Source organism: Microcoleus sp. LAD1_D3 (assembly GCF_036702135.1).
Taxonomy (GTDB): domain Bacteria; phylum Cyanobacteriota; class Cyanobacteriia; order Cyanobacteriales; family Microcoleaceae; genus Microcoleus.
This window is the reverse complement of the sequence record NZ_JAUBSB010000002.1, coordinates 67,478-90,481: the sequence shown is the minus strand read 5'-3', so window position 1 is coordinate 90,481 and position 23,004 is coordinate 67,478. Positions and strand designations below refer to the sequence as shown.

General features: G+C 46.7%; 15 protein-coding genes. 7 read left to right on the top strand and 8 right to left on the bottom strand.

Annotated features, from left to right (window positions below; translation table 11 throughout):
- The first annotated feature begins 16 nt into the window (after positions 1-16).
- Positions 17-625 carry a glutathione S-transferase N-terminal domain-containing protein gene (locus tag QUA74_RS01335; RefSeq protein WP_333324258.1) on the top strand — a complete coding sequence of 203 codons (609 nt, stop codon included), beginning with the start codon at positions 17-19 and terminating at the stop codon, positions 623-625.
- A gap of 187 nt (positions 626-812) precedes the next feature.
- On the opposite strand, the gene QUA74_RS01330 is transcribed toward QUA74_RS01335, so the two are convergent.
- The 3 genes from QUA74_RS01330 to ahcY form a co-directional block, all read right to left on the bottom strand.
- Positions 813-2,237: an NADP-dependent isocitrate dehydrogenase gene (locus tag QUA74_RS01330; RefSeq protein ID WP_333324256.1), complete on the bottom strand. Its 1,425-nt coding sequence runs from the start codon at positions 2,235-2,237 to the stop codon at positions 813-815.
- Between the two features lie 175 nt (positions 2,238-2,412).
- Positions 2,413-3,015, bottom strand: coding sequence for a DedA family protein (locus QUA74_RS01325; protein ID WP_333324254.1), 603 nt, complete (start codon positions 3,013-3,015; stop codon positions 2,413-2,415).
- Between the two features lie 107 nt (positions 3,016-3,122).
- On the bottom strand, positions 3,123-4,400 hold the full coding sequence (gene ahcY, locus QUA74_RS01320) for an adenosylhomocysteinase (protein ID WP_190734016.1): 1,278 nt from the start codon (positions 4,398-4,400) through the stop codon (positions 3,123-3,125).
- A gap of 273 nt (positions 4,401-4,673) precedes the next feature.
- Here ahcY and QUA74_RS01315 point away from each other — a divergent pair, with 273 nt between their 5' ends.
- Positions 4,674-4,997, top strand: coding sequence for a mechanosensitive ion channel domain-containing protein (locus QUA74_RS01315; protein ID WP_333324252.1), 324 nt, complete (start codon positions 4,674-4,676; stop codon positions 4,995-4,997).
- A 35-nt stretch (positions 4,998-5,032) separates the two neighbouring features.
- Positions 5,033-5,284, top strand: a complete 252-nt coding sequence (locus QUA74_RS01310; RefSeq protein ID WP_333324251.1) for a hypothetical protein — start codon at positions 5,033-5,035, stop codon at positions 5,282-5,284.
- Here the strand turns inward: QUA74_RS01310 and QUA74_RS01305 are convergent.
- The 3 genes from QUA74_RS01305 to QUA74_RS01295 form a co-directional block, all read right to left on the bottom strand.
- Positions 5,269-5,484, bottom strand: a complete 216-nt coding sequence (locus QUA74_RS01305) for a hypothetical protein (protein WP_333324249.1) — start codon at positions 5,482-5,484, stop codon at positions 5,269-5,271. The two genes, QUA74_RS01310 and QUA74_RS01305, sit on opposite strands and share 16 nt — an antisense overlap.
- Before the next feature lie 204 nt (positions 5,485-5,688).
- Positions 5,689-6,381, bottom strand: coding sequence for a PEP-CTERM sorting domain-containing protein (locus tag QUA74_RS01300; RefSeq protein ID WP_333324247.1), 693 nt, complete (start codon positions 6,379-6,381; stop codon positions 5,689-5,691).
- 625 nt (positions 6,382-7,006) lie between these two features.
- A complete protein-coding gene (locus QUA74_RS01295) occupies positions 7,007-7,606 on the bottom strand; it encodes a sulfite oxidase-like oxidoreductase (RefSeq protein ID WP_333324245.1) in 600 nt (199 codons plus the stop codon).
- 310 nt (positions 7,607-7,916) lie between these two features.
- Between QUA74_RS01295 and QUA74_RS01290 the strand changes: the two genes are divergently transcribed.
- On the top strand, positions 7,917-8,150 hold the full coding sequence (locus QUA74_RS01290; protein WP_333324244.1) for a hypothetical protein: 234 nt from the start codon (positions 7,917-7,919) through the stop codon (positions 8,148-8,150).
- A 339-nt stretch (positions 8,151-8,489) separates the two neighbouring features.
- Here the strand turns inward: QUA74_RS01290 and QUA74_RS01285 are convergent, their stop codons facing one another.
- Positions 8,490-9,185: a TrkA family potassium uptake protein gene (locus tag QUA74_RS01285; protein ID WP_333324242.1), complete on the bottom strand. Its 696-nt coding sequence runs from the start codon at positions 9,183-9,185 to the stop codon at positions 8,490-8,492.
- A 140-nt stretch (positions 9,186-9,325) separates the two neighbouring features.
- Positions 9,326-10,660, bottom strand: coding sequence for a TrkH family potassium uptake protein (locus QUA74_RS01280; RefSeq protein WP_333324240.1), 1,335 nt, complete (start codon positions 10,658-10,660; stop codon positions 9,326-9,328).
- Between the two features lie 221 nt (positions 10,661-10,881).
- Between QUA74_RS01280 and QUA74_RS01275 the strand changes: the two genes are divergently transcribed.
- The 3 genes from QUA74_RS01275 to QUA74_RS01265 all read left to right on the top strand — a co-directional run bounded on the left by QUA74_RS01275 (position 10,882) and on the right by QUA74_RS01265 (position 22,938).
- Entirely contained in the window at positions 10,882-11,835 is a 954-nt protein-coding gene (locus QUA74_RS01275) for a methyltransferase domain-containing protein (RefSeq protein WP_333324238.1), read from the top strand.
- A gap of 98 nt (positions 11,836-11,933) precedes the next feature.
- On the top strand, positions 11,934-12,929 hold the full coding sequence (locus QUA74_RS01270) for a homogentisate phytyltransferase (RefSeq protein WP_333324236.1): 996 nt from the start codon (positions 11,934-11,936) through the stop codon (positions 12,927-12,929).
- A gap of 163 nt (positions 12,930-13,092) precedes the next feature.
- Positions 13,093-22,938, top strand: a complete 9,846-nt coding sequence (locus tag QUA74_RS01265; RefSeq protein ID WP_333324234.1) for a tetratricopeptide repeat protein — start codon at positions 13,093-13,095, stop codon at positions 22,936-22,938.
- Positions 22,939-23,004 lie beyond the last annotated feature (66 nt).

The following is a 23,004-nucleotide window of genomic DNA, read 5'->3' as shown; positions in this document are numbered from 1 at the left end:
AAAAGGCGGACAACTTATGATCGACCTGTACACTTTTACCACACCGAACGGTCGCAAAGTCTCGATCATGCTCGAAGAAATAGGTTTACCCTACAGCGTGCACGTCATCGACATCACCAAAAACGACCAATTTAGCCCAGAGTTCATAGCAATCAACCCCAACAGCAAAATTCCGGCGATAGTCGATCGAGATAACGGCATCACCGTCTTCGAGTCGGGCGCTATTCTGATGTATCTTGCCGAAAAAAGCGGTAGATTTCTGCCCACAGACAAACAAAAATACTTTCAAGTTATAGAGTGGCTGATGTTTCAAATGGCCAGCGTCGGCCCGATGTTTGGTCAGCTAAACCACTTCAAACGCTTTGCACCCGAACAAATTCCCTATGCGATTGGGCGTTACGAAAAAGAAACCTTGCGCCTCTACGGAGTATTAGACACTCAACTAGCAAAATCTGAATACATCTGCGGCGACTATTCTATAGCCGACATTGCTACCTATCCCTGGGTGGCTATTTACGAATTTCAAGGATTGAGCCTCGACAACCACCCCCACCTTAAACGTTGGGTAGAAACCTTACAGAAGCGTCCCGCTGTTGAGCAAGGCATGGCTGTTCCATCATTATAAACCCCGCATCTAAATTGTATTTTCGGGCGGGCGGGCCCCCCCACAAGCAAGTTGACTTTTGTGGAACGGCCTTCTAGCCCGTTCTTAAGAAATAGCGGGCGGGCTAGAAGCCCAACCCCCTACTCCCCACAAGCAAATTGACTTTTGTGGAACGGCCTTCTAGCCCGTTCAAAAAAAGCCCTCAAACTCAATCCGCGAAATGCTTAATAATCGCCTCACCAAACTCCGAACACTTCAACTCAGGCACCGGCGGTTCCATCAACCTCGCCAAATCGTAAGTAACTTCACCATTAGAAATTGCCGCTCCCAAACCCTTCTTAATTAAGTCTGCTGCTTTCTGCCATCCCATGTATTCTAACATCATCACCCCGGACAAAATCAGGGAACCGGGATTGACTTTATCCAAACCAGCGTGTTTCGGTGCAGTGCCGTGAGTCGCCTCAAAAACTGCACATTCATCACCAATATTCGCACCAGGGCCCATACCCAATCCACCCACAATGGCGGCGGCCGCATCGGATAAATAATCCCCGTTCAGATTCATGGTCGCCAAAATCGAATACTCGGCCGGTCGCGTTTGAATTTGTTGGAAAATACTGTCAGCAATTCGGTCGTTGACCATGATTTTTTCTTTCCACTGACCGCTGCCGTGAGTCTCCCAAATTGCAAACAGAACGTCGGCAACTTCTTGACGAATTTTGGCTTGTTTTTCTGGCGTCAAAGCATCGTATCCAGGGTCTATTTGACGAGCATTATCTTCTAAGCTAATGTCAGGATTTTTTTCTTTGTTGCCAAGAATCCAAGACTCTCTTTCAGTCACGCACTGAGCACGAAATTCGGTGGTTGCTAATTCATAACCCCAATCTCGAAAAGCTCCTTCGGTGTATTTCATGATGTTGCCTTTGTGTACCAAAGTTACTTGCTGCTTTTCTTTTGGTAACCGCAAAGCGTGGGTAATGGCGCGCCGTACTAAACGCTGAGAACCTGTTTTGCTAATGGGTTTAATTCCGATTCCAGAATCGAGGCGAATTTGTTTTTTGCCATGTTCTGGTGTTGCTGGGATTAACTCATTATTGAGGAATTCAATCAATTTTTTGCCGATTTCGCTGCCTTTTGCCCATTCAATTCCGAGGTAAATATCTTCTGTATTTTCCCGGTAAATAATTACATCTAGGAGTTCAGGAGTTTTGTGTAGCGATGGTGTTCCAGGATAATATTTGCAGGGCCGCACGCAGGCGTAAAGGTCAAAGATTTGCCGCAAAGCTACGTTTAGCGATCGAATTCCGCCACCTACGGGCGTTGTCAGCGGCCCTTTGATGGCGACTCCGTATTCTTTGATGGCGTCTAAGGAATCCTGGGGCAGATATTGGTAAGTACCGTAGACATCGCAAGCTTCGTCGCCTACATAGATTTTAAACCAGTTGATTTTTCGATCGCCACCGTAAGCCTTTTCTACCGCAGCATCCATGACTTTCTGGGATGCTGGCCACAAGTCAACGCCGGTACCGTCGCCGCGAATGAAGGGAATAATTGGGTCATTGGGGACGATCGGCGAACCGTCTTTGAAAGTAATTTTAGAACCTGTTGTTGGGGCTACAATCTTTTCGTACATATCTTAACCGTGGGGATAGGAATGTTCCCTATTTTGCCACGATTGTCTGCCTAAACCTCAATTAATCCTAAATATTTGTATAAATTTTTGATAAATTGATTTTTAAGCGCAGATAACAGCAGATAAACGCAGATAAACGCAGATGTTTTTGGGATGTCTGCATTTATCTAGCATTCTATTCTTTTTGCATATTCTTCTTCACAATCCACAAAATACACCAGATGACTATAATCACCGCAACTATTTTGGAAACCGGGCCCAGATAATCCTCTACAAGTGTATAATTTTCCCCTAGTTTATATCCGGCAAAAGTCAGAAAACTTACCCATAAAAGAGTGCCGCCTGTTGAGTAAATTAAAAAAGGAATTAAAGGCATATTATTGATGCCAGCGGGCAGGGAAATTAGGGTGCGAACTCCTGGTACTAGGCGACACAAAAACACGGCTTTGTTGCCGTGTCTGTTAAACCATCTATTTGCTTTGTCAATATCAGCCCCCGATACTGTGATCCACTTACCGTATTTGTCGGCTAAATTCCTCAAGCGTTCTTCGCTCAATAATTTACCGGCATAGTACCAGGGCAGAGCCCCCAGAACTGTACCGATTACTCCTGCTGCGATCGCCGGTGAAAACTCCATTCTGTTCTGGAATACCGTGAATCCTGCCAGCGGCATAATCAATTCTGAGGGGATGGGAGGGAAAAGATTTTCTAAAAACATCAACAGGCCAATTCCGAGATAGCCCATCGACTGCATTGTGTTAGTTATCCATTCAACCATTTTGATTTAATAATTGGTAAGAAGAAGTCATGACTCAGTAGTCATTAGTCAGTAGTCATTAGTCATTGCTCGTTCCCAGGCAGAACCCGGGAACGAGAATACTATGATTAAGTTCCCGAAGTCCAAGAGTTTGTGTACTCAATTTGCTCGGCCGTCAAGGTATCAATGTGAATACCCATTGCTTCCAATTTGAGACGGGCAATTTCTTTGTCAACTTCCACGGGGATTGAGTGAATACCAGGCTCTAGTTTGCCTTTGTTCGTAACCAGATATTCGCAGGCTAAAGCTTGGTTAGCAAAGCTCATATCCATCACGGCGCTGGGGTGTCCTTCGGCTGCTGCCAAGTTGATCAAACGACCTTCGCCCAACACAATAATCGACTTGCCATTATTGAGGTGATATTCTTGAGTGAAAGACCGGACTGTTTTCACGTCGGTGCTTTTTGCGCCGAGGGATTTGAGGTCAATCTCAATGTCGAAGTGACCGGAATTGCAAACAATTGCGCCGTCTTTCATGGTCTCGAAATGTTCGGCACGAATGACGTGTTTGTTGCCCGTAACGGTAATGAATATATCTCCGACTGTTGCTGCTTCGTCCATCGGCATGACGCGGAAACCGTCCATCACTGCTTCGATCGCCCGAATCGGATCGATTTCGGTGACAATTACGTTAGCACCCATACCACGGGCGCGCAGTGCCGTGCCTTTGCCGCACCAACCGTAACCTGCAACCACAATATTTTTACCGGCTAACAAAATATTGGTAGCGCGGATAATGCCGTCTAGGGTAGATTGACCGGTGCCGTAGCGGTTGTCAAAGAAGTGCTTGGTGTCGGCGTCGTTGACGTTCATTGCGGGGAAAGTCAGCACGCCGTCTTTCAACATGGCGCGCAGGCGCACGATGCCTGTGGTAGTTTCTTCGGTAGTTCCAATTAAGTCGGAAATTTGGTCCGGGCGGTGCTGGATCAGTGCGGCTACCACGTCGCTGCCGTCGTCGATGATAATATTGGGGCGGTGGTCTAGGGCTGTGTAGACGTGACGTTCGTAGGTAGCCGCGTCTTCTCCTTTGAGGGCGAAGACGGAAATGCCGTAGTCTTCAACTAAGCAAGCCGCTACGTCATCTTGAGTGCTCAAGGGGTTGCTGGCGATCAGTACGGCGTCGCCACCGCCGAGTTTGATGGCGATTGCCAAATGAGCGGTTTCTGTGGTTACGTGGCAGCAAGCAGCCAAGCGAATGCCAGCGAAAGGCTTTTCTTTAGCGAAGCGTTCTTGAATTTGCCGCAAAACGGGCATTTCCCGGCCGGCCCACTCGATGCGTTGCTTTCCCAAGGGGGCGAGGGACAAGTCTTTGACTTCGTGTTTAATCTTGACGGATGTAGCAACCATGTATGTTATTTCTCAGAAATCATCAAACTTTGTTAGTTTTAGCAGATTAAGTCATCGACGGGCAAGTGCTGTGATTTTACTCGATCGGCGTCGGCGGTGCTAATCTTAAATTTTGATTGTATTTTAACGATTAGCGAGCGAGTCAATGGAGTTACCCGCACAGCGAGAGTCAAACATTTCTGTCGGCCGATGGAGCTCAATCTTTTGTGTTAGCGTGGCGTTCTGGAATTATTTGACACTCTCACTTGGGCTGCTGGCAGTTTGAGCGCCTTCGTGATTGCGTTCCCGGCTTGGCGGCCTGCAGATATCATCAGTTGGTTAGGACTTGGTTCAGCAGGGATTAGTTTCGCGTTCCAAGACATCTTCAAATACTTTTTAGCGGAAATATTGTTGCTGTTGCACGAACCGTTTCTATTGGGCGAGCGGATAATTGTAGAAGGCTTTGAAGGTACTGTTGAAAAGATTTTGCTGCGTTCAACTCAAATTATTAGTGATCGGGGAGAGCGAGTTATCGTGCCGAAGGCGATCGTATTTACCAATTCAATGCGGGTACTAACAACCATTCCACACAGGCCAACCAACCTGCGTTTAATTTAAGCCTACGATACCGGCTTTCCTGAGCAATTGAAACCTTGGTTAAAGCTATTTCCGAAGTCGAAGGCGTTTTGTCCCAAACAACTCCAGAAGCTGATACTTCATCCATTAACCAAGATTCTTTGCATCTTATTGTCCCCTATTGGAAGCTGCTGGAACAAGCACCGGTGCGATGGACAAAAACCCTGGTTATGGTGGCGATTAAAGTAGTGTGCGTCTGGGCGGACATTAAAATTTTTCAACCGGTAGCGGTGACTTTGTACGATCGAACAATTTACCGTGAGTTTTGAATTTTGAGTTGGGAGAGGGAGAGAGTGGGAGAGGGCGAGAGTGGGAAAAATCCTCTTGCTTCAGGCTTGACTTCTTCACCCTTGAGTTCTTCCCTCAACACCCATCCGTTAAATCCCGTACACTGCGCGTTCCCGAACTTCACCCTGATATCAAATCCGCGCTTCATCGTCGGGCGTAAAATCGAGTCAATATCCAACACTCAACCATTATTCAGTTTGGCGACCCGGAGTCAACAGTCAGCAGTCAACAATTCCGGAGGAGTGTAACCAGAGTTGATATGACTTCTCCCTTCTGACTTTTCAAATCAAGCAAAAGGCGAGCCTCTTTCTCATTAGCGCGCCTCCTAATTGAATTTTATTTTGTTGTCAAACGTAATTGAAGAGAGGGTTCCGGTTGAAACAAATCATGAAGTCGTCTTGCTAGCACGGCGGCGACGGGCTGCAACCAAGCCACCTAAACCGAGAGCCAAACCAGTCATTGTCATCGGTTCGGGAACTGCTTCTGCGCTCACTGTGAAGTCTTGGAAGTCTGAGTCGTTGCTGTTACCGCGATCGTCGAAGCCAATTAGCGTGCCTCCGTTAAACAGAGAATCCAATCCGTTTGTGAATTGTCCGGCTGCTTGGAATGTGGCAGTTGTTTCTTTGTCGAGCGCGTTCCACAGTTGCGATTGCCCGCCAAACACCGCTTGCTGGCTGCCGCTGTTCAAGCTTGAGGTCGAGTAGACACTGCCACCCCAGCCACTGTCGAGCCCCAAAGTGTAAATTTGATTTGCCAGGAATGTGAATACTGCCGAGCCAGAGCCCACGACTGTATTGCCCAGAGTTCCTTTCCATTCGTTTTCCCACTCGTTGTCTGAGGATTTAGTTTCCGAAAACAGGGTGCTAACTAGAGAGACCGCCGAGTCCTTCACACTGTAGATTCCCACAGAGGATTGGTACATACCGTGAGATTGTTTGAAGTTAAACTTGACACTGGTATCTTGGCTGAATGTGATGCCGTTGGTACCAAAGGAGAAGGCTTGAGCTGGAGCTCCGGCGCCAAACAGAGCTGTGGCGGCTGCGGTAGCTGTGAGGGCGGATAATAGTTTGGTATTCATAACCTGTTCCTTTTGTGCGAGGGTCTTAATAATTTCATTATGCGATACTTTTTTGTATTTGGTTCACTTTAGGTAAAGTTTGACATATTCTTTATCAAGCCTTTACATAACCTTCACAAATGCTGTCTATCGCCTCGGCTCGCGGGCGATCACTCCCTAAAAATACCTCCTAAATAATTATAAAAACTGTGGATTGAAACCTTGCAGTAGCGGGCATGGGAGCGCGGATCAGCCAAACTGATTTGGATCTGGCTTATGCTAATTTTTTATTTGATTTTCAAGTCTAAATCCTCAATACCAAACACTTAAGTATAAATACGGTAATATTTGTGTGTACTGACAGTTAGAGTAGTTTTATATTAACCAGAAACTGGGAATATTTGTTTTTTGGGACTTTTGTAGGGGAGTTAAAGTAGTTTATCTATCGGGTAAATTACGTACAAAATGCGATCTTTGGGTTTACGTATTTTGGTTAAATTAAGTAGATACGGTGGCGTGAGATATCCCAAAGATGCGATCGACGAGATGCGATTTCTGCAGATTGAAGCGGTAAAAGAGCGGATTGCGCCTCCACAAAGATTGTATAGAGAAGCTCTGGCCCCGTCCTTGCTCCCGATCGCCCGCATCAAAACAGACCGCTGTAGCGTTCCTCGGCCCAAGGTTCGCCCCGCGGGTGGTAGCCGTTGCGTTCCCAAAAACCGAGTTCTTCGGTTTCTGTAAATTCCAGGCCGTTAATCCATTTAGCGCTTTTCCAAGCGTACAAGTGGGGAACTACGAGCCGCATTGGGCCACCGTGGTCTGCGGATAGAGGTTCGCCGAAGACGGTGTGGGCGAAAAAGTTTTCTTCTCGGAGGAAGTCGGCGATCGCAATGTTGGTAGTGTAGCCGCCATAGCAGTGTTCCAGGACGTGCAGAGCTTTTGGATCGACTTCTACATACTTCATAAAATCTGTGACTTTGACTCCCGTCCACTGCACGTCGAGTTTTGACCACCGAGTGACGCAGTGAAAATCCGCAGTAAAGTTACTTTGGGGCATGGCCTGGAAGTCCGACCAAGTGAAGGTTTTTGGTTGTGCCAATCCCCAGACTTTAAATTCCCAACTCTCAATGCTAACGGAGGGGGTATCCCCGTAGGTCAACACGGGAAAGCCGTTGGCGAGGTATTGACCTGGGGGGACGCGATCGCTGTTTTCTGATTCTGGCTTGCGAAAAAATTTGCCCAGCATTGATTCACGCTCTACAGTAACCGACTGCAATCCTGAGTATAACTTGCAGAGATGAGCGCATCGCAATTCATCTCAAGGTAGAAAGCTTTCATCACTTCTGCCGAAATAAAAATCCCACAATCCTGCCTGATGCCAACCTACTTATGCCTTCTGAGAGAGGCCAAGCTAAAAATTACAAAATATATCACCCCAGAGTATGAATTACCTAACCTTAAATTTTATCGCAATTAATGGTGCATTTCCGAACCTTTGATGTATGGTTACAATATGCTCAGATGCCATATGTAAAAAAATTGATGGGGTAAAAATCATGATCAGAAGTTGCTTGATTCCGTTGACGGTATGCTTGATTGCTTGGTGGGTGACTGCCGGGACTGACAACAGAACGCTAGACGGAATTCCGGCTCCCATAGCTGCAATTATTGGAATGTGTTCGTTAATTTGGTTGGTCGCAGTGTGTCCTTGGCCTGTTGAACTCGCTCTAGTCTTGGCAGTCGTGGTTTTGGGCAAAGCTTACCTGCAAAAAATCTTGAAAGTCGGCTGAATTTTCAGGGCGAGCGCTCCTATAGTTTGCGGGAGCGCGATGATCGAGTGCTGCTACTTTGTTGAAATTCTTCGCGATTTGTCTGGCTAATTTGTCAGATGGGGTCCCAAAGGCGGAACCAACCCTAGAATTAGTGAAATTCAATTTAGATATTTAGGTTAAAAATTAGAACATAAAGATCGACAGAGAAACCCGGTTGACTAAGATCAACCGGGTTTGTGAGGACCTGAAATTTTGACACATCCCGCACCACTTGCTGAGGGCTTCGACACTGGGAACCCAAGAAACCGGGTTTCTGAGTCCAGAAGTGTTGCTGTATGTGCATAAAATGGCGAGCTGTTAAATTGGCAAGCGATTGATATCTTTATTAGAACCAATTACTACCATCACCTCGCCTTTGCTCAAGCGTTCGCTGGGCTGCGGATTGATCTCGAACTTGTGGGCACGACCGACTGCTAGCAAGTTCAAACCATACCTGCGCCGGAGTTCCAATTCGGAGATGGTTTTGCCATCAAACTTTTCAGGAACGAGCAACTCAACAATGCTGTGATCTGGGTCGAGGTCAAAGCGTTCTAAAATGCTGGGTTTTGTAAGAAGGCGGGCTAAAGAGCAGCCCATTTCTCGTTCGGGAAAAACTACATGATCTGCGCCGACTTTTTTCAACAGTTTTAAGTGAGTTTCCGAAGAAGCTTTGGCGATTACGTTACTTACCCCGCCTTCCTTAAGATTTAGGGCGGTGGTAATGCTTTCTCCTAGGTAATTGCCGATCGCAACAATCACTGTTTCAAATTCAAATATACCGGCTTCCGCAAGAGCGCTAGGCTCAGTAGAATCTAACTGCACAACGTGAGCAGCAATGCGATCGTTCAAAGCTTGAGTCACTTTTTTTTCATCGGTGTCAATTCCCAGGACTTCGTAACCCAAACCGTGCAGAGTAGAACACACAGCTTTGCCGAAGCGTCCCAAACCAATAACTGCAAACTGCTTGTTTTCGGCGCGCAAAGTCCGAAAAAAATTTAAAGATGACAGGTTCACTGAATATCCAGCGCTAAGCGTCTTGCTGTTTAAATTTTAGCAGAGACAGCGCCGCCTCCTTTTGGTTTTTGGGTAAGTAGTAAAAGTTGATTTGGGTTGTCACCCATTGTTTAGATTATCAGCAACGAGGCAAGATTTTTTTATCCCACTAACAAACTTTCCTCAGCATACTTAAAAGACCTGGGTTTTGGGTCGCCGAATGCAGCACTCATCAGCAGCAGCACGCCAACACGACCTATGTACATTGTAGCAATCAAAACCAGCTTACCGATCGCTGAAAGCGTGGGTGTAATCCCAGTGGAAAGACCGACCGTGGCAAAAGCTGAAACTGCTTCATACAGCGCTGCGATAAATTCTACTTGGGGATTGGTTAGCTCGATTAAAATTGCAGATGTGAACGCGACCAACAGGGAACCGAAGACTACGCTAATGGTTTTCAGAATCATTGCTGGCGGGATTTGACGCTGATAGCATTCCACATCTTCCTGGCCTTCGATAACTGCTGTGGTACAGCAAAACAATATCCTAAAAGTTGTGGTTTTGATTCCGCCACCGGTGCTGCCAGGACTGGCGCCGATAAACATCAGCGCGATAGTCAGAAATAGCGAGGATTCGGTCATTTGGCCAATGCTAATGGTATTGAACCCCGCCGTGCGGGGGGTAACAGATTGAAACCAAGCTGCCATCACCTTTTGAGGAAAATTTAGAGCACCGAAAGTGTTTGGGTTGTCGTATTCCAGCACCAAAAAGGCTAGCGTTCCTAAAATTAAAAGGACAGCGGTTGTAGTGGTAACAACTTTGAAGTTCAGGGAAAAAACTGTGCAGATAGGGCTTTTGTTGAAGCGATCACGCAGCCACAGGTACATTTCCATAATTACTTGATAGCCGATTCCCCCAAATATGATTAAACCGCTGACGGTGAAGTTAACCATAGGCGAACTGATGTAGCCGATCAAATTATCTGAATAGATGCTAAAACCCGCGTTGTTAAAGGAATTAACGCTGTGAAATATAGCAGACCACACACCCTCTTTAAATCCGTATTGGGGGACGAAAACCGTCATAAGCAAAAACACTCCTGTTAATTCAAACAAAAGCGTTGTTGCTAGAATTGACTGCACGAGTTGTACTACGCCGGCTAGCCCGGATTTGTCGAGAGATTGTTGCAGGGCAATTTTGTCTTTCAAACCAAAGCGGCGGCCCAATAACAGCAGCAAGAAAGTCGTGGCTGTCATGTAGCCCAAGCCTCCTATTTGCACGAGTAAAACTAGGCACAGTTGCCCCCAAAAAGAGTAATATTTTCCGACATCCACAACCGACAAGCCCGTGACGCAGACAGCGGAAGTAGAGGTAAACAGTGCTGTTATTGGATCGCTCCAAGTTCCATCAATTGTGGAAAAGGGCATCATAAGTAATAGAGCACCTGCGAGGATGACAGCGAGAAAGCCCAAAGCAATGGTTCGCGAGACAGTCATTCGATTTTAGATTTTAGATTTTAGATTTTAGATTTGAGAGGGAACCACAAATGGATTTTAGATTTGAGGTTTGAGAGGGAAGCCACAAATCGATCCTCGGGCTTGAAATCAGGACATCTCTATCTGGCCAATGCCGGAGACCGATCAAACTCAATCACCAAATTCGATGACAACAGCGGGAAAATAACGGTAGAATTCCTTTAATAACTTGCGATCCGGCGATGACATCAACACTTTACCAGCAAATTCAGCAACTTTACGACGCTTCTAGCGGTTTGTGGGAGCAGGTGTGGGGCGAACATATGCACCACGGTTACTACGGCCCGGATGGCAATTTGAAAAAAGAGCGCCGACAGGCTCAGATAGATTTGGTAGAAGAACTGCTGGGCTGGGCTGGAGTGCCGTCAGAGAAGGCACTCTGTGAACCTTACCGCATTCTCGATGTCGGTTGTGGGATCGGCGGCAGCACGCTGTATTTAACTCAAAAGTTTAGTTCGATCGCTCAAAATAATTTAAAGTTCGATGGCGGGGCGGATCAAGATTATAGCCGATCGTCCGAACAAAATAAAACGGGCGCTAGCGTTACAGCGACCGGGATTACTCTGAGTCCGGTACAGGCCAACAGAGCGACCGAACGCGCTAAAATTGCCGATGCTCAAAGCAATGTGAACTTTTTGGTGGCCGATGCTTTGAATATGCCTTTTCCTGACGAGTCTTTCGACTTGGTTTGGTCGCTCGAGAGTGGCGAACATATGCCCGACAAAATTAAGTTTTTGCAGGAATGCTGCCGCGTGCTCAAGCCGGGAGGAACTTTGATTTTGGCAACTTGGTGTCACCGCCCGCTGGGAGAAACGGCGGGTGAATTAACTGATGAAGAGAGAAAGCAATTGGCAGAAATTTACCGGGTTTATGCTTTGCCTTATGTGATTTCTTTGCCGGAATACGAGGAAATTGTCCGCAGTTTGCCTTTGACAAGTATTCGCACCGCTGATTGGTCAAAAGCTGTTGCTCCTTTTTGGGATGTGGTGATCGATTCTGCTTTGACTCCGAGCGCGATTTGGGGTTTGCTAACGAGCGGTTGGACGACTATTCAAGCAGCACTTGCTCTTGGATTGATGAGCCGTGGATATCAGAGCGGGTTGATTCGTTTTGGGATGATTTGTGCTGTAAAATAACAGGGATAGATCAGAGAAGTTTTGAGTCTTGAGTTGATGAGTAAGGTGCGTATTACGCACCTACAGAATATTATTTGTGTGGTGCGGGTGTGAGATTTATGGGCAATGATTCGATTGGCAAGTCTTGGATTGATAAAAATGGTTCGGCTCCGCAAAGCTGGGTGAGGGCATTTTGGGAGTTTTCTCGGCCGCACACAATTGTGGGTACTAGCTTGAGTGTATTGGCTTTGTACGCGATCGCCCAAAGCGCGCGACTGTTTGTGAATCCTGTATTTTTGCCCCTAGCTTTTGCGTGGTGGGCTTGCATTTGCGGCAATATTTATATTGTGGGATTGAACCAGTTAGAAGATGTTGAAATTGATCAAATAAATAAGCCGTATTTGCCGATCGCATCGGGAGTGTTTTCTCGGAAAACCGGCGAATTAATTGTAATTGCAACGGGAATTATAGCAATTTTGACTGCTGTTTTACAAGGCCCGTTTTTGCTGGCTACCGTTGGCGTTAGTTTGGCGATCGGGACTGCTTATTCTCTGCCGCCAATTCGGCTGAAGCGGTTTCCTTTTTGGGCGGCGCTGTGCATTTTTACGGTGCGGGGCGCGATCGTAAATTTAGGGTTATTTTTGCACTTTAATTGGGTGTTAGGTTCGGGAAGGGCGAAAAGCGCTTTTTCTGGCTGGAGTTTGGAGAGTGTGTCTTTTGAGATTCCTGCGGAAGTTTGGGTGCTGACGGTTTTTGTTGTGGTGTTTACGTTTGCGATCGCCATTTTTAAAGATATCCCCGACATGGAAGGGGACAAGCAATATAATATTACTACGTTTACGATTGAGCTGGGCAAGCCGGCCGTCTTTAATTTATCTCGCTGGGTGTTGACGGTTTGTTATTTGGGCGCGACTTTGGCGGGAGCGATCGTATTGTCTAATGTTAATTTAGTGTTTCTGGCAGTTTCTCATTTGGCGGCTTTGGGTTTGATGTGGTTTTGGAGCGCGAAAGTGGATTTGGACGATAAAATAGAAATTGCTGCATTTTATCAGTTTATCTGGAAGTTGTTTTTCTTAGAATATCTGATTTTTCCCGCAGCTTGTTTGTTGGGGTAGAAGGGGAAGAAGGAAGTTCGGCAACGGATTCGCTCCACGGATGTAACGGATGTCAGGAAGAAGGAAGAAGGAAGAAGGAAGGGGGAAGAAGGAAGGAAGAGTTAACACATTAGAACAAGTTGGCAATTACAAGTTAGCGAACTCCCAAACAACCAAGACAACTATGGCTTCTCAAAAAAAATCGCGGAAATCTGGCTGCAAACTGGGTGCCGAAGACTCTTTGAAATTAGCTTGGGAACATCACCAAGCGGGACGTTTGTTAGAAGCTGAGAATTTGTACCGGCAAATAATAGAAGTGCAGCCGGAGTCAGCAAATGTGCTGTGTTTGTTGGGAATAGCGGCGAGACAGCAGGGAAAGATTGCAGAGGCGATCGACTTTTACGAAAAGGCGATCGCCCAAAACCGCGATTTTGTAGAAGCACATTTAAATAAGGCTAATGTTTTGCTGGATGTACGCGAGTATCAAAGGGCGATCGCCAGTTACGAACAAGTAATCAAAATCCAGCCCCATTCCGCACTCGCCTACAATAATTTGGGCTGGGCAAAACAGCAATTAGGCGAAAGAGACGCGGCTATTTTATATTACCAAACAGCCCTGCAATTGGATCCAAATCTGCACGAAACAGCACACAACTTAGGACATTTATTTAAACAAAAAAATCACTTAAGCGAGGCGATAGCTTATTACCTCCACGCTTTAAAAATAAATCCCAACTTGACATATTCCCTGATGGGCTTGGCAACAGTTTTGCAGCAGCAAGGTAAATTAGCCGAAGCTTTCAACTGTTACCAGCAAGCGGTAAAACTTGACCCCAACAATCCCGAAGCTCACAACAATGTAGGAGCATTTTTCTACGAACAAGGCAATGCAAAAGCAGCAATATCCTACTACAGACAAGCATTAAACTTAAAGCCCGACTTCGTGGAGGCAATTAACAATCTCGGACACGCTTTGGTCGATTTAGGAGAGTTTCAAGAGGCTTTTTCTTGTCACAGTCGAGCCTTGGAATTGCAGCCCGACAACGCCACCGCCCACCTGGAATTAAGTTTAACTTTGCTATTGTTCGGAGATTTTCAGCGCGGTTTTGCTGAATATGAGTGGCGGTGGCGCACTCCGCAACTACAACCGAGGCAATTTAAACAGCCGGTTTGGGATGGTTCGGATTTGCAGGGGAAAACTATTTTACTCCACGTCGAGCAAGGCTTTGGCGATTCTATTCAGTTTATTCGCTACGCGCCGATTCTTCGGAGCCGAGGCGCTACAGTTATGGTGGCTTGCTATCCAGAACTGATGCGGTTGTTTGCGACAGTTCCTGGTATTGAATATTTATCAGTTAGTCTGGAAGGTTTGCCAGAATTTGACGTTCAGGCACCTCTGATGAGTTTGCCGCGAATTGTGGGGACAACTCTGGAAACAATACCAGCAAATGTTCCTTATTTAGAGCCGCCTGCTGAGTGCAAATTTGCGCTTTCTTCCGATGCAAAATTGAAGGTAGGGATTGTTTGGGCGGGGAGTCCGCAGCGCCGGAAAGACAATCAGCGTTCTTGCAGCTTGAGCGATTTTATTCGATTTTTAGATGTTCCGGGAATTGCTTTTTATAGTTTACAAAAAAACTTGTCGGAGATCGATCGCACTTTGTTGAACCAACACTTAGTGCCGGATTTGAGTCCACATTTGAGCGACTTTGCTGATACCGCTTCGGCTATATCCCAACTGGATTTAGTGATTAGTGTCGATACGGCTGTGGCGCACTTAGCCGGTGCTTTAGGAAAACCGGTTTGGGTGCTGCTTTCTTTTGCTCCTGACTGGCGTTGGCTGCTGCACCGCGAAGATAATCCTTGGTATCCAACTGCGAGGCTTTTCCGCCAAATTCAGCCGGAAAGTTGGCAAGAATTGTTTGAGGAAGTACAGGCGGCTTTGAGTTTATTTGCGATCGCCAATACTGCTAGTTATTCCGATGATTCTACTCACAAGCAGCTTGACTCCCTTTCGCTTGCAATGACTGGTAATAATAAGCCTGACCTCGATTTTGTGGCTCTCAAAAGGACAGGTGCAAGCGTGGTTAAAGAGACTAAACAAATATTTTTGAGGGCGAGCGAAGGGTTAGCGGAACGCTCCAGCGCTAAGCAATCGCAGGGGATTGAGACATCGGTTGCGATCGCAACGGGTGGCCATAGCCCGGTTGTTTTAGAGGATTTGTTGCGACAAGCAGAACAGTTAATGGAAACAGGAGATCGGGAAGAGGCGATCGCCCTTTACGAACAGATCATATCTCTTGACCCAAATTGCGTTCAAGCGCGGATTAATTTTGGTTTTCTCAAGCAAGAAAAGGGCGAATTAGACGCAGCTATTCCGCACTACCGAGAAGCTTTAGCACTCGATCCAAATATTCCTCAAACAGCTTACAATTTGGCAAAGATTTTTGAGGAACAAGGTCAAGTGGAAGAGGCGATCGCACATTACGAACAAGCTCTTGTCGCGGAACCGAATTTCGTACCCGCCCTGATTAATTTAGCCGTGGCGCTGCAAGAAAAAGGCGAACTTGTAAGGGCGATCGAGCTGTACCGGCGAGCGCTGGAAATTCATCCGCATAGCTGGGAAGCTTACAACAATCTGGCAACAGTGTTGCAAGAACAGGGCAATTTAGAAGATGCGCTGGAGTATTATCACAAAGCTCTAGAATTGCTGCCGGATTTTGTGGAAGCTATCAACAATTTAGGCAGGACATTTCTGGAAAAAGGCGCGGTAGAAAATGCAATATCCTGCTACAGACGAGCGATTCATTTAAGTCCAAATCACGCTAGCGCTCACCTGAATTTATCCTTGGCTTTGCTGTTGGTGGGAGATTTGGAAAATGGTCTCGCCGAATATGAGTGGCGCTGGCAAATTAAAGAATTTCACACTGGTCATTCCTGTTTTTTGACTGGGCCGGATAATACTGTTTCGGCAAGAGAATACCGGCCGTTATGGGACGGTTCTGATTTGGTGGGAAAGACTATTTTGCTGCACGCCGAACAAGGTTTAGGTGATTCGCTTCAGTTTATTCGCTACGCTGCGATCGTCAAAAATAAAGGCGGTAGGGTCATTGTTGGCTGTTACCCGCAATTGCACCGTTTGTTTGCAACGGTTTATGGCATTGATTTGCTAATAGTTAAAGGCGAGCCACTGCCGGAATTTGATGTGCAAGCGCCGATGTTGAGTTTGCCGTATATTCTTGGTACAAATCTGGAAACAATACCCGCAAATACTGCTTATTTATCTCCGCCAGCGGGTGCTGAATTTGGACTTTTGCCCGATCGCACTTTGAAAGTTGGCATTGTCTGGGCGGGGAATCCAAAACACCGCAAAAACAAGCAGCGTTCGTGCAGTTTAAGCCAGTTTCTGCCGCTTTTGGACGTTTCGGGGGTAAGTTTTTACAGCTTGCAGAAAGAGGTTTCGGAGGCAGATCGCGCGCTGTTGAATCAAACATCAATCGTAGATTTGAGCCCGCATTTTGGCGATTTTGCCGATACTGCGGCTGCGATCGCCAAACTGGATTTAGTCATTAGTGTCGATACCGCTGTCGCCCATTTGGCGGGCGCTTTGGGCAAGCCGGTGTGGATTTTGCTGGCGTTTTCGCCGGATTGGCGGTGGCTGCTGGAACGTGAAGATAGTCCTTGGTATCCGACGGCGCGGCTGTTCCGGCAGCATCAGCGGGGCGACTGGGAGGACGTTTTCGATCGGGTTGCGGAAGCTCTAGGCGCGGTTGCTGCTGCATTTGTGCCGTCGGATTCGGCGGATGCAGAGTTTCGGTTGGGCGTGGATTTGCAGCAGCAAGCCGATGTGGGCGGTGCGATCAAATGTTATGAGCGGGCGATCGCGATCGATCCAAATTACGCAGCCGCGCACAGCAATTTAGGTGTTGTCAAACAGCAAACGGGCAGGCTAACAGAGGCGATCGCCCACTACCGACAAGCCCTAGCAATCGACGGGAATTTGGCGGAAACTGCGAGCAATTTGGGCAGCGCGCTCGCGGAAGCAGGGGAGACTAAAGAGGCGATCGCAGAATACGAGAGGGCGCTTTCTTTGAACCCGAATTGCGCGGAGGCGCTGATTAATTTGGGCCTGTTGCGGGAAGAGCAAGGGGATGTGGCGGAGGCTATAAGCTGCTATGAGCAAGCTATTCAAGTCAATCCTAATTGCGCGGTGGCTTATTTGAATTTGGGAATTGCTTTGGAGGAACAAGGGGAGGAAGCGGGCGCGAATTACGAACGGGCGATCGCGAATTACGAACGGGCGATCTCGATCGAGCCAAATTATGTGGAAGCCTTGCAGCATTTAGCATACGCCTCGATCCGACAGGGCAAAATTGACCGTGCGATCGCATACTACGATCGAGCTCTGGCGCTGCAACCGGATTGGGCAGAAACTGATCTCGCTTTCGGGAGTTCGCTGTCTAGCCCCGATAAGTTGGATGAGGATTTAGCTGTTTGCCAGCAAGCGATTCAGGCATCGCCAGCCAGTGCACAGGCTCACGGCAATCTAGGAATTGTCCTGCATAAACAGGGCAAAATTGAAGATGCGATCGCCTGCTATCAGCAAGCTTTGATCCTGAAACCCGACTTTCCACAAGCTTTGAACAATCTCGGCAAAGCTTTTGAGGAAGCGGGAAAAATGACAGAGGCGATCGATTGTTACCGTCGGGCGATCGAACTCAAACCCGGTTATATCAATCCCCTCACCAGTTTGGGAAGTGCTTTGCACGATCGCGGCCAAGTTGCAAATGCTGTCACCTGCTACAGCCAAGCAGTAAAATTTAATGTCGCTAACCCGGAAGCTCACCTAAATTTAGGTTTAGTTTTGCTGCTGTCGGGAGACTTGCAGCGTGGTTTTTGCGAGTACGAATGGCGACTCCTAGTTAAAGAAAAACAGTTCCGAACCCACAACTTTATTCAGCCGCTTTGGGATGGCAAAGATTTGCAGGGAAAAACTATTTTGCTTTGCCCGGAACAGGGTTTAGGCGATGCAATTCAGTTTATCCGCTATGCAGATTTAGTCAAACAAAAAGGCGGTAGGGTAATTGTTTGGTGTTTCCCGCACTTGCAGCGCTTGTTTGCACAAGTTTCGGGAATCGATGGGTTAATAGTTAATCCAGAGGATGCGCCGGATTTTCAAGTGCGCGCGCAACTCATGAGTTTGCCTCACCTTCTGAGAACAACTTTAGAAACTATACCCGCCAAAGTTCCTTATTTAGCTCCCCCGCCCGGTTGGGAATTTACTCTCAATTCAACTACTAATTTGAAAGTAGGGATTGTGTGGTCTGGGAATTCTCAATACTCCCAAAATAAGGTGCGATCGTTACCCCTAAATTTGTTGACAAAACTGTTAGATATTCCCGGAACACAATTTTACAGTTTGCAAAAGGAAATAACAGCAGACGAGCGCGCTTTGTTAGAGCAAATGGCCGTAACAGATTTAAGCTCTTATTTGCACGACTTAGCGGATACTGCGGCGGCAATCTCGGCTCTGGATTTAGTAATTTCTGTAGATACTTGTGTGGCACACTTGGCTGGTGCTTTGGGCAAACCCGTGTGGATTTTGCTCTGTTTTGTGCCGGATTGGCGGTGGATGTTGCATCGCGAAGATAGTCCTTGGTATCCCACGGCGCGGCTGTTTCGCCAGTCAACAGCGGGAGATTGGGAAGGAGTTTTAAAAGAAGCTGCTTTGGCCCTGAGAGAAAGAATTGTCCAGCATAAACCAGCTATACCGCCAAGAGAAATTCAAATCAATATTGAATTATATCAAAAACAGTTTAATCAGGGAAATATTCTCAAGTCGCAAGGAAGATTTACCGAGGCGATCGCTTATTTTAAAAATGCTTTAGTTTTGCACCCGAACTCGATAGAGGCCACAACTAATTTGGCCGTGACGTTGCACCAAACAGGCGATTTAGCCGAAGCTACTACCTATTATCAGCGCGCGATCGAGATAGATCCTAACTGCGCTCAAGCGCAGAATAACTTGGGTATTTTGCTGCAAGATCAAGGCAATATAATGGCTGCTATATCTTGCTTTCAAAAGGCGATCGCCCTGAATCCGGTTTACGTCAAAGCTGTCAACAATCTCGGCGCCACACTCCAGCAGCAGGGCGATTTGGCGACTGCGATCGCGTGTTTTCATCAAGCACTCTCTGTTAATTCCAATTACGTGCCAGCGCTAGTAAATTTGGCGGCGGCGATGCAAACACAATCTCAGCTAGACGAGGCTGAACGGCTTTACGAGCGTGCAATTGGAGTAGAACCAAACAATCCTACAGGACACTATTCCCTGGGAAATTTATGCTTGGGGGCGGGGAAAATAAAACAGGCAATTTCTAGCTTGGAACGAGCCATATCTTTGAACCCTAATTATATAGAAGCTATTACTAATTTAGGCGGTGCTGTTGAACAATTAGGAGACGTAAATCGAGCCATTTTGTGTTATAATCAAGCTATAAAAATTGATGCAAATTGTGTTAAAGCTCATTTCAATTTAAGCTTAGTCTTGCTGTTGACTGGGGATTGGCTGCGCGGTTTAGCAGAATACGAGTGGCGCTGGCAAACAGAACAGGCGAAAAAATTACCACGGTTGAATTTTGACCAACCAGTTTGGGACGGTTCAGATTTGAACGGACAAACTATTTTGCTCCGATCCGAACAAGGTTTGGGCGATGCCATTCAATTTGTGCGATACGCGGCAATTGTGCAGCAAAAAGGCGGCAAAGTAATCATTTCTTGCTATCAAGAACTGAAGCGTTTATTTAAGCAGATTCCTGGCATCCAACAAGTGGCTGTTCGGATGGATGAATTGCCCGATTTCCAAGTGCAAGCACCGCTGATGAGTTTGCCTCATATTCTGGGAACAAATTTAGAAAATATACCGGCAAATGTTCCTTATTTAGCTGCGCCGCCGAATTGGCAATTTTCCCTAAATTCCGATGACAAGTTTAAAGTTGGGATTGCGTGGGCGGGAAGTTTGGAACATTTGAAGGATTTTCAGCGATCGAGCGATTTAAGCTATTTCCTGACATTGTTAGATATTCCAGGTGTAAGTTTTTACAGTCTTCAGAAAGAAGCGTCGGCGGAAAATCGTACTTTATTAACTCAAATTCCTGTGATAGATTTGAGCGACACTTTGAACGATTTTGCCGATACTGCTGCAGTGATATCGCAACTAGATTTAGTAATTTGCGTGGATACTGCTGTCGCGCACTTAGCCGGTGCTTTGGGTAAACCCGTATGGGTTTTGCTGTGTTTTATGCCGGATTGGCGGTGGATGTTGGAACGCGAAGACAGCCCTTGGTATCCTACGGCGCGACTGTTTCGGCAGCAAACACCGGGCGATTGGGAGGAAGTATTCGATCGCATAAAAACAGCTTTGCAAGAGTTAACAAGCTCCTTGGTTATTGCGAGGGAAACAAATCAATCGCCAAGCCTCCTCACTCCCAACGTAATCACAGAAACTGACGGACAATTTTACATAGCAAATGCCTTAAAAAAACAAGGTAAAAAAGCAGAGGCAGCCGCTCGCTACGAACAAGTAATTGCCGCCTCACCCCGCCACGCAGAAGCCCACAGTTATTTAGGTTATCTCAAACAGGAAAACGGGCAAATAACCGAGGCTATTTCGCACTACAAACAAGCGCTAGAAACCAATCCCAACCTGAGCGAAACAAACTTATACTTGGGTTCTGCCCTCGAAGAACAGGGAAAAGTCGCAGAGGCGATCGACTTTTATAATAAAGCAATTCAACTACGTCCCAACTCGCCAAATTGGCGATTGAGACTAGCCTTAGCTTTGCTTTTAACTGGAAATTATGAGCGCGGTTTTGCAGAGTACGAATCGCGCTGGCAAACTCAACAATTGGATCAGCGCTCTTTTGAGCAACCGCTGTGGGATGGCTCGGATTTGAAGGGAAAAACAATTTTATTGCACCCTGAACAAGGTTTTGGCGATACGATTCACTTTATCCGCTACGCACCTTTAGTTAAGCAAAAAGGTGGCAAAGTTGTTGTTGCGTGTCATGTCTTGCTGAAGCGTTTATTTGAAGGAATTGCAGGAGTCGATCGAGTAGGAGTCAGGCCGAGCGATTTGATAGATTTTCAAGTGCAAGCCCCGCTGCTAAGTTTGCCGCGAATTCTGGGAACCACTTTGGAAAATATACCGGCGAATATTCCTTATTTAGCTCCGCCACAGGAGTTTAAATTTTCCCTAGAGCCGAACAATAAACTAAAAGTAGGTATTGTGTGGGCGGGCGGCCCGCTGCACCGCAACAATCATCGGCGATCGTGTAAATTGAGCGATTTTCTGAAATTTGTAGATGTTCCGGGAGTGAGTTTTTACAGTCTTCAGAAAGATTTGTCAGCGGGCGATTCCCTACAGGATAGCTGCGCTTCACGCACTTTATTAAAGCAACACAAAATTGAAGATTTAAGCGAACATTGCGTCGATTTTGCCGACACCGCAGCAATTATTTCGCAACTCGATTTAGTAATTTGCGTAGATACTTCTGTGGCGCATTTGGCTGGTGCTTTGGGCAAACCCGTCTGGATTTTGCTGTCTTTTGTGCCCGATTGGCGCTGGATGCTGGAACGCGAAGATAGCCCTTGGTATCCCACCGTGCGGTTGTTTAGGCAGCAAAAACCGGGTGATTGGGATGGAGTTTGCGATCGTATAAAAGCAGCCTTGCTAGAGAGGGCGGGTACGGGGGCATCGCCCCTACAATCTACTCGTCCCCAGACTCAGCCTGGTAACGCAGATTGTGATACTCCGCCTCAAATTCAACCCCCAGAAACTCCCCCACAAATTACCGGAATCGGCATTAGTTGGCCCCTCAGCATCACCAGCGGCTGGGGAATTTACGCCATGAATTTAACACTACAACTGCGGCAAAATCCCGCCTGGGAAGTTGCACTTTTAGCACCGCCATCAATCACCTCAGAATCGATGAATCCGCTGCATAAATCGCTGTTATTACCTGTAATTGAAAAGCAAAAAACTTTTCAGGAATTAGTAGCAGCCAATTCCGACAAACAAATCAGTTGTAATTTTCCCGTACTTTACGCTTTGGGGAATAATTTAGCATCCTCTGGAGTTGACAATCAAATTACCAGCGCTTGTCAAATAGGAGTCATATTTTTTGAAGACACGCGAATCACAGCAGAAGCACTAGAAACAGCCAAAAAATATAGCGTGATTGTGGCCGGTTCCAACTGGAATGCCGATGTTTTGAGAAGCCACGGCTTGACTAATGTGGCGATGGTAAATCAAGGAATTGACCCCACAATTTTCCATCCTGCACCCAAATCTAATCTATTTGGCGATCGCTTCGTCATCTTCTCTGGCGGCAAACTGGAATATCGCAAAGGTCAAGATATTGTAATTGCCGCTTTCAAACGATTTCGCGCCAAACATCCAGAGGCTTTGTTATTAACAACATGGCACAATTTTTGGCCTCAGTATATGTTAGGAATCGAACAAACCGCAAACGTTGCGGGACTTCCCAATATCAACCGCGACGGAAGTTTAGGAATTTCCCAATGGTTAGTGGCTAACGGTTTGCCGATTGACTCTTTTATCGACATCGGCTTAATTCCCAATCACCTCGCTGGACAAATTTTGCGAGAAGCCGACTGCGCTGTTTTCACCAACCGCTGCGAAGGCGGCACTAATTTAGTCGCGATGGAAAGTATGGCCTGCGGAATTCCGACTATTTTATCAGCAAATACTGGTCATTTAGACTTAATTTACAGCAACATTTGCTATCCTTTGTGGAGTCAAGGACGAGTTAAACCGACTGCTCCTTTTTCCGGTGTAGAAGGTTGGGGAGAGTCTGAGGTTGCAGAAGTTGTCGAGGCTTTGGAACAAGTTTATACTAATCGCGAAGAATCAAAACGTCGCGGTTTAGCTGCGGCTAATTTTATGCTGGATTGGACTTGGGAAAAACAGGTTAAGCGCTTTCTTGATGTGATACTTAATGTGATGAGATAAGACGGCGGTTTCAACCGCGTCTACACAAACGAAGTCCCTCTCTAAGAGACTAAAGAATAAAGGGGG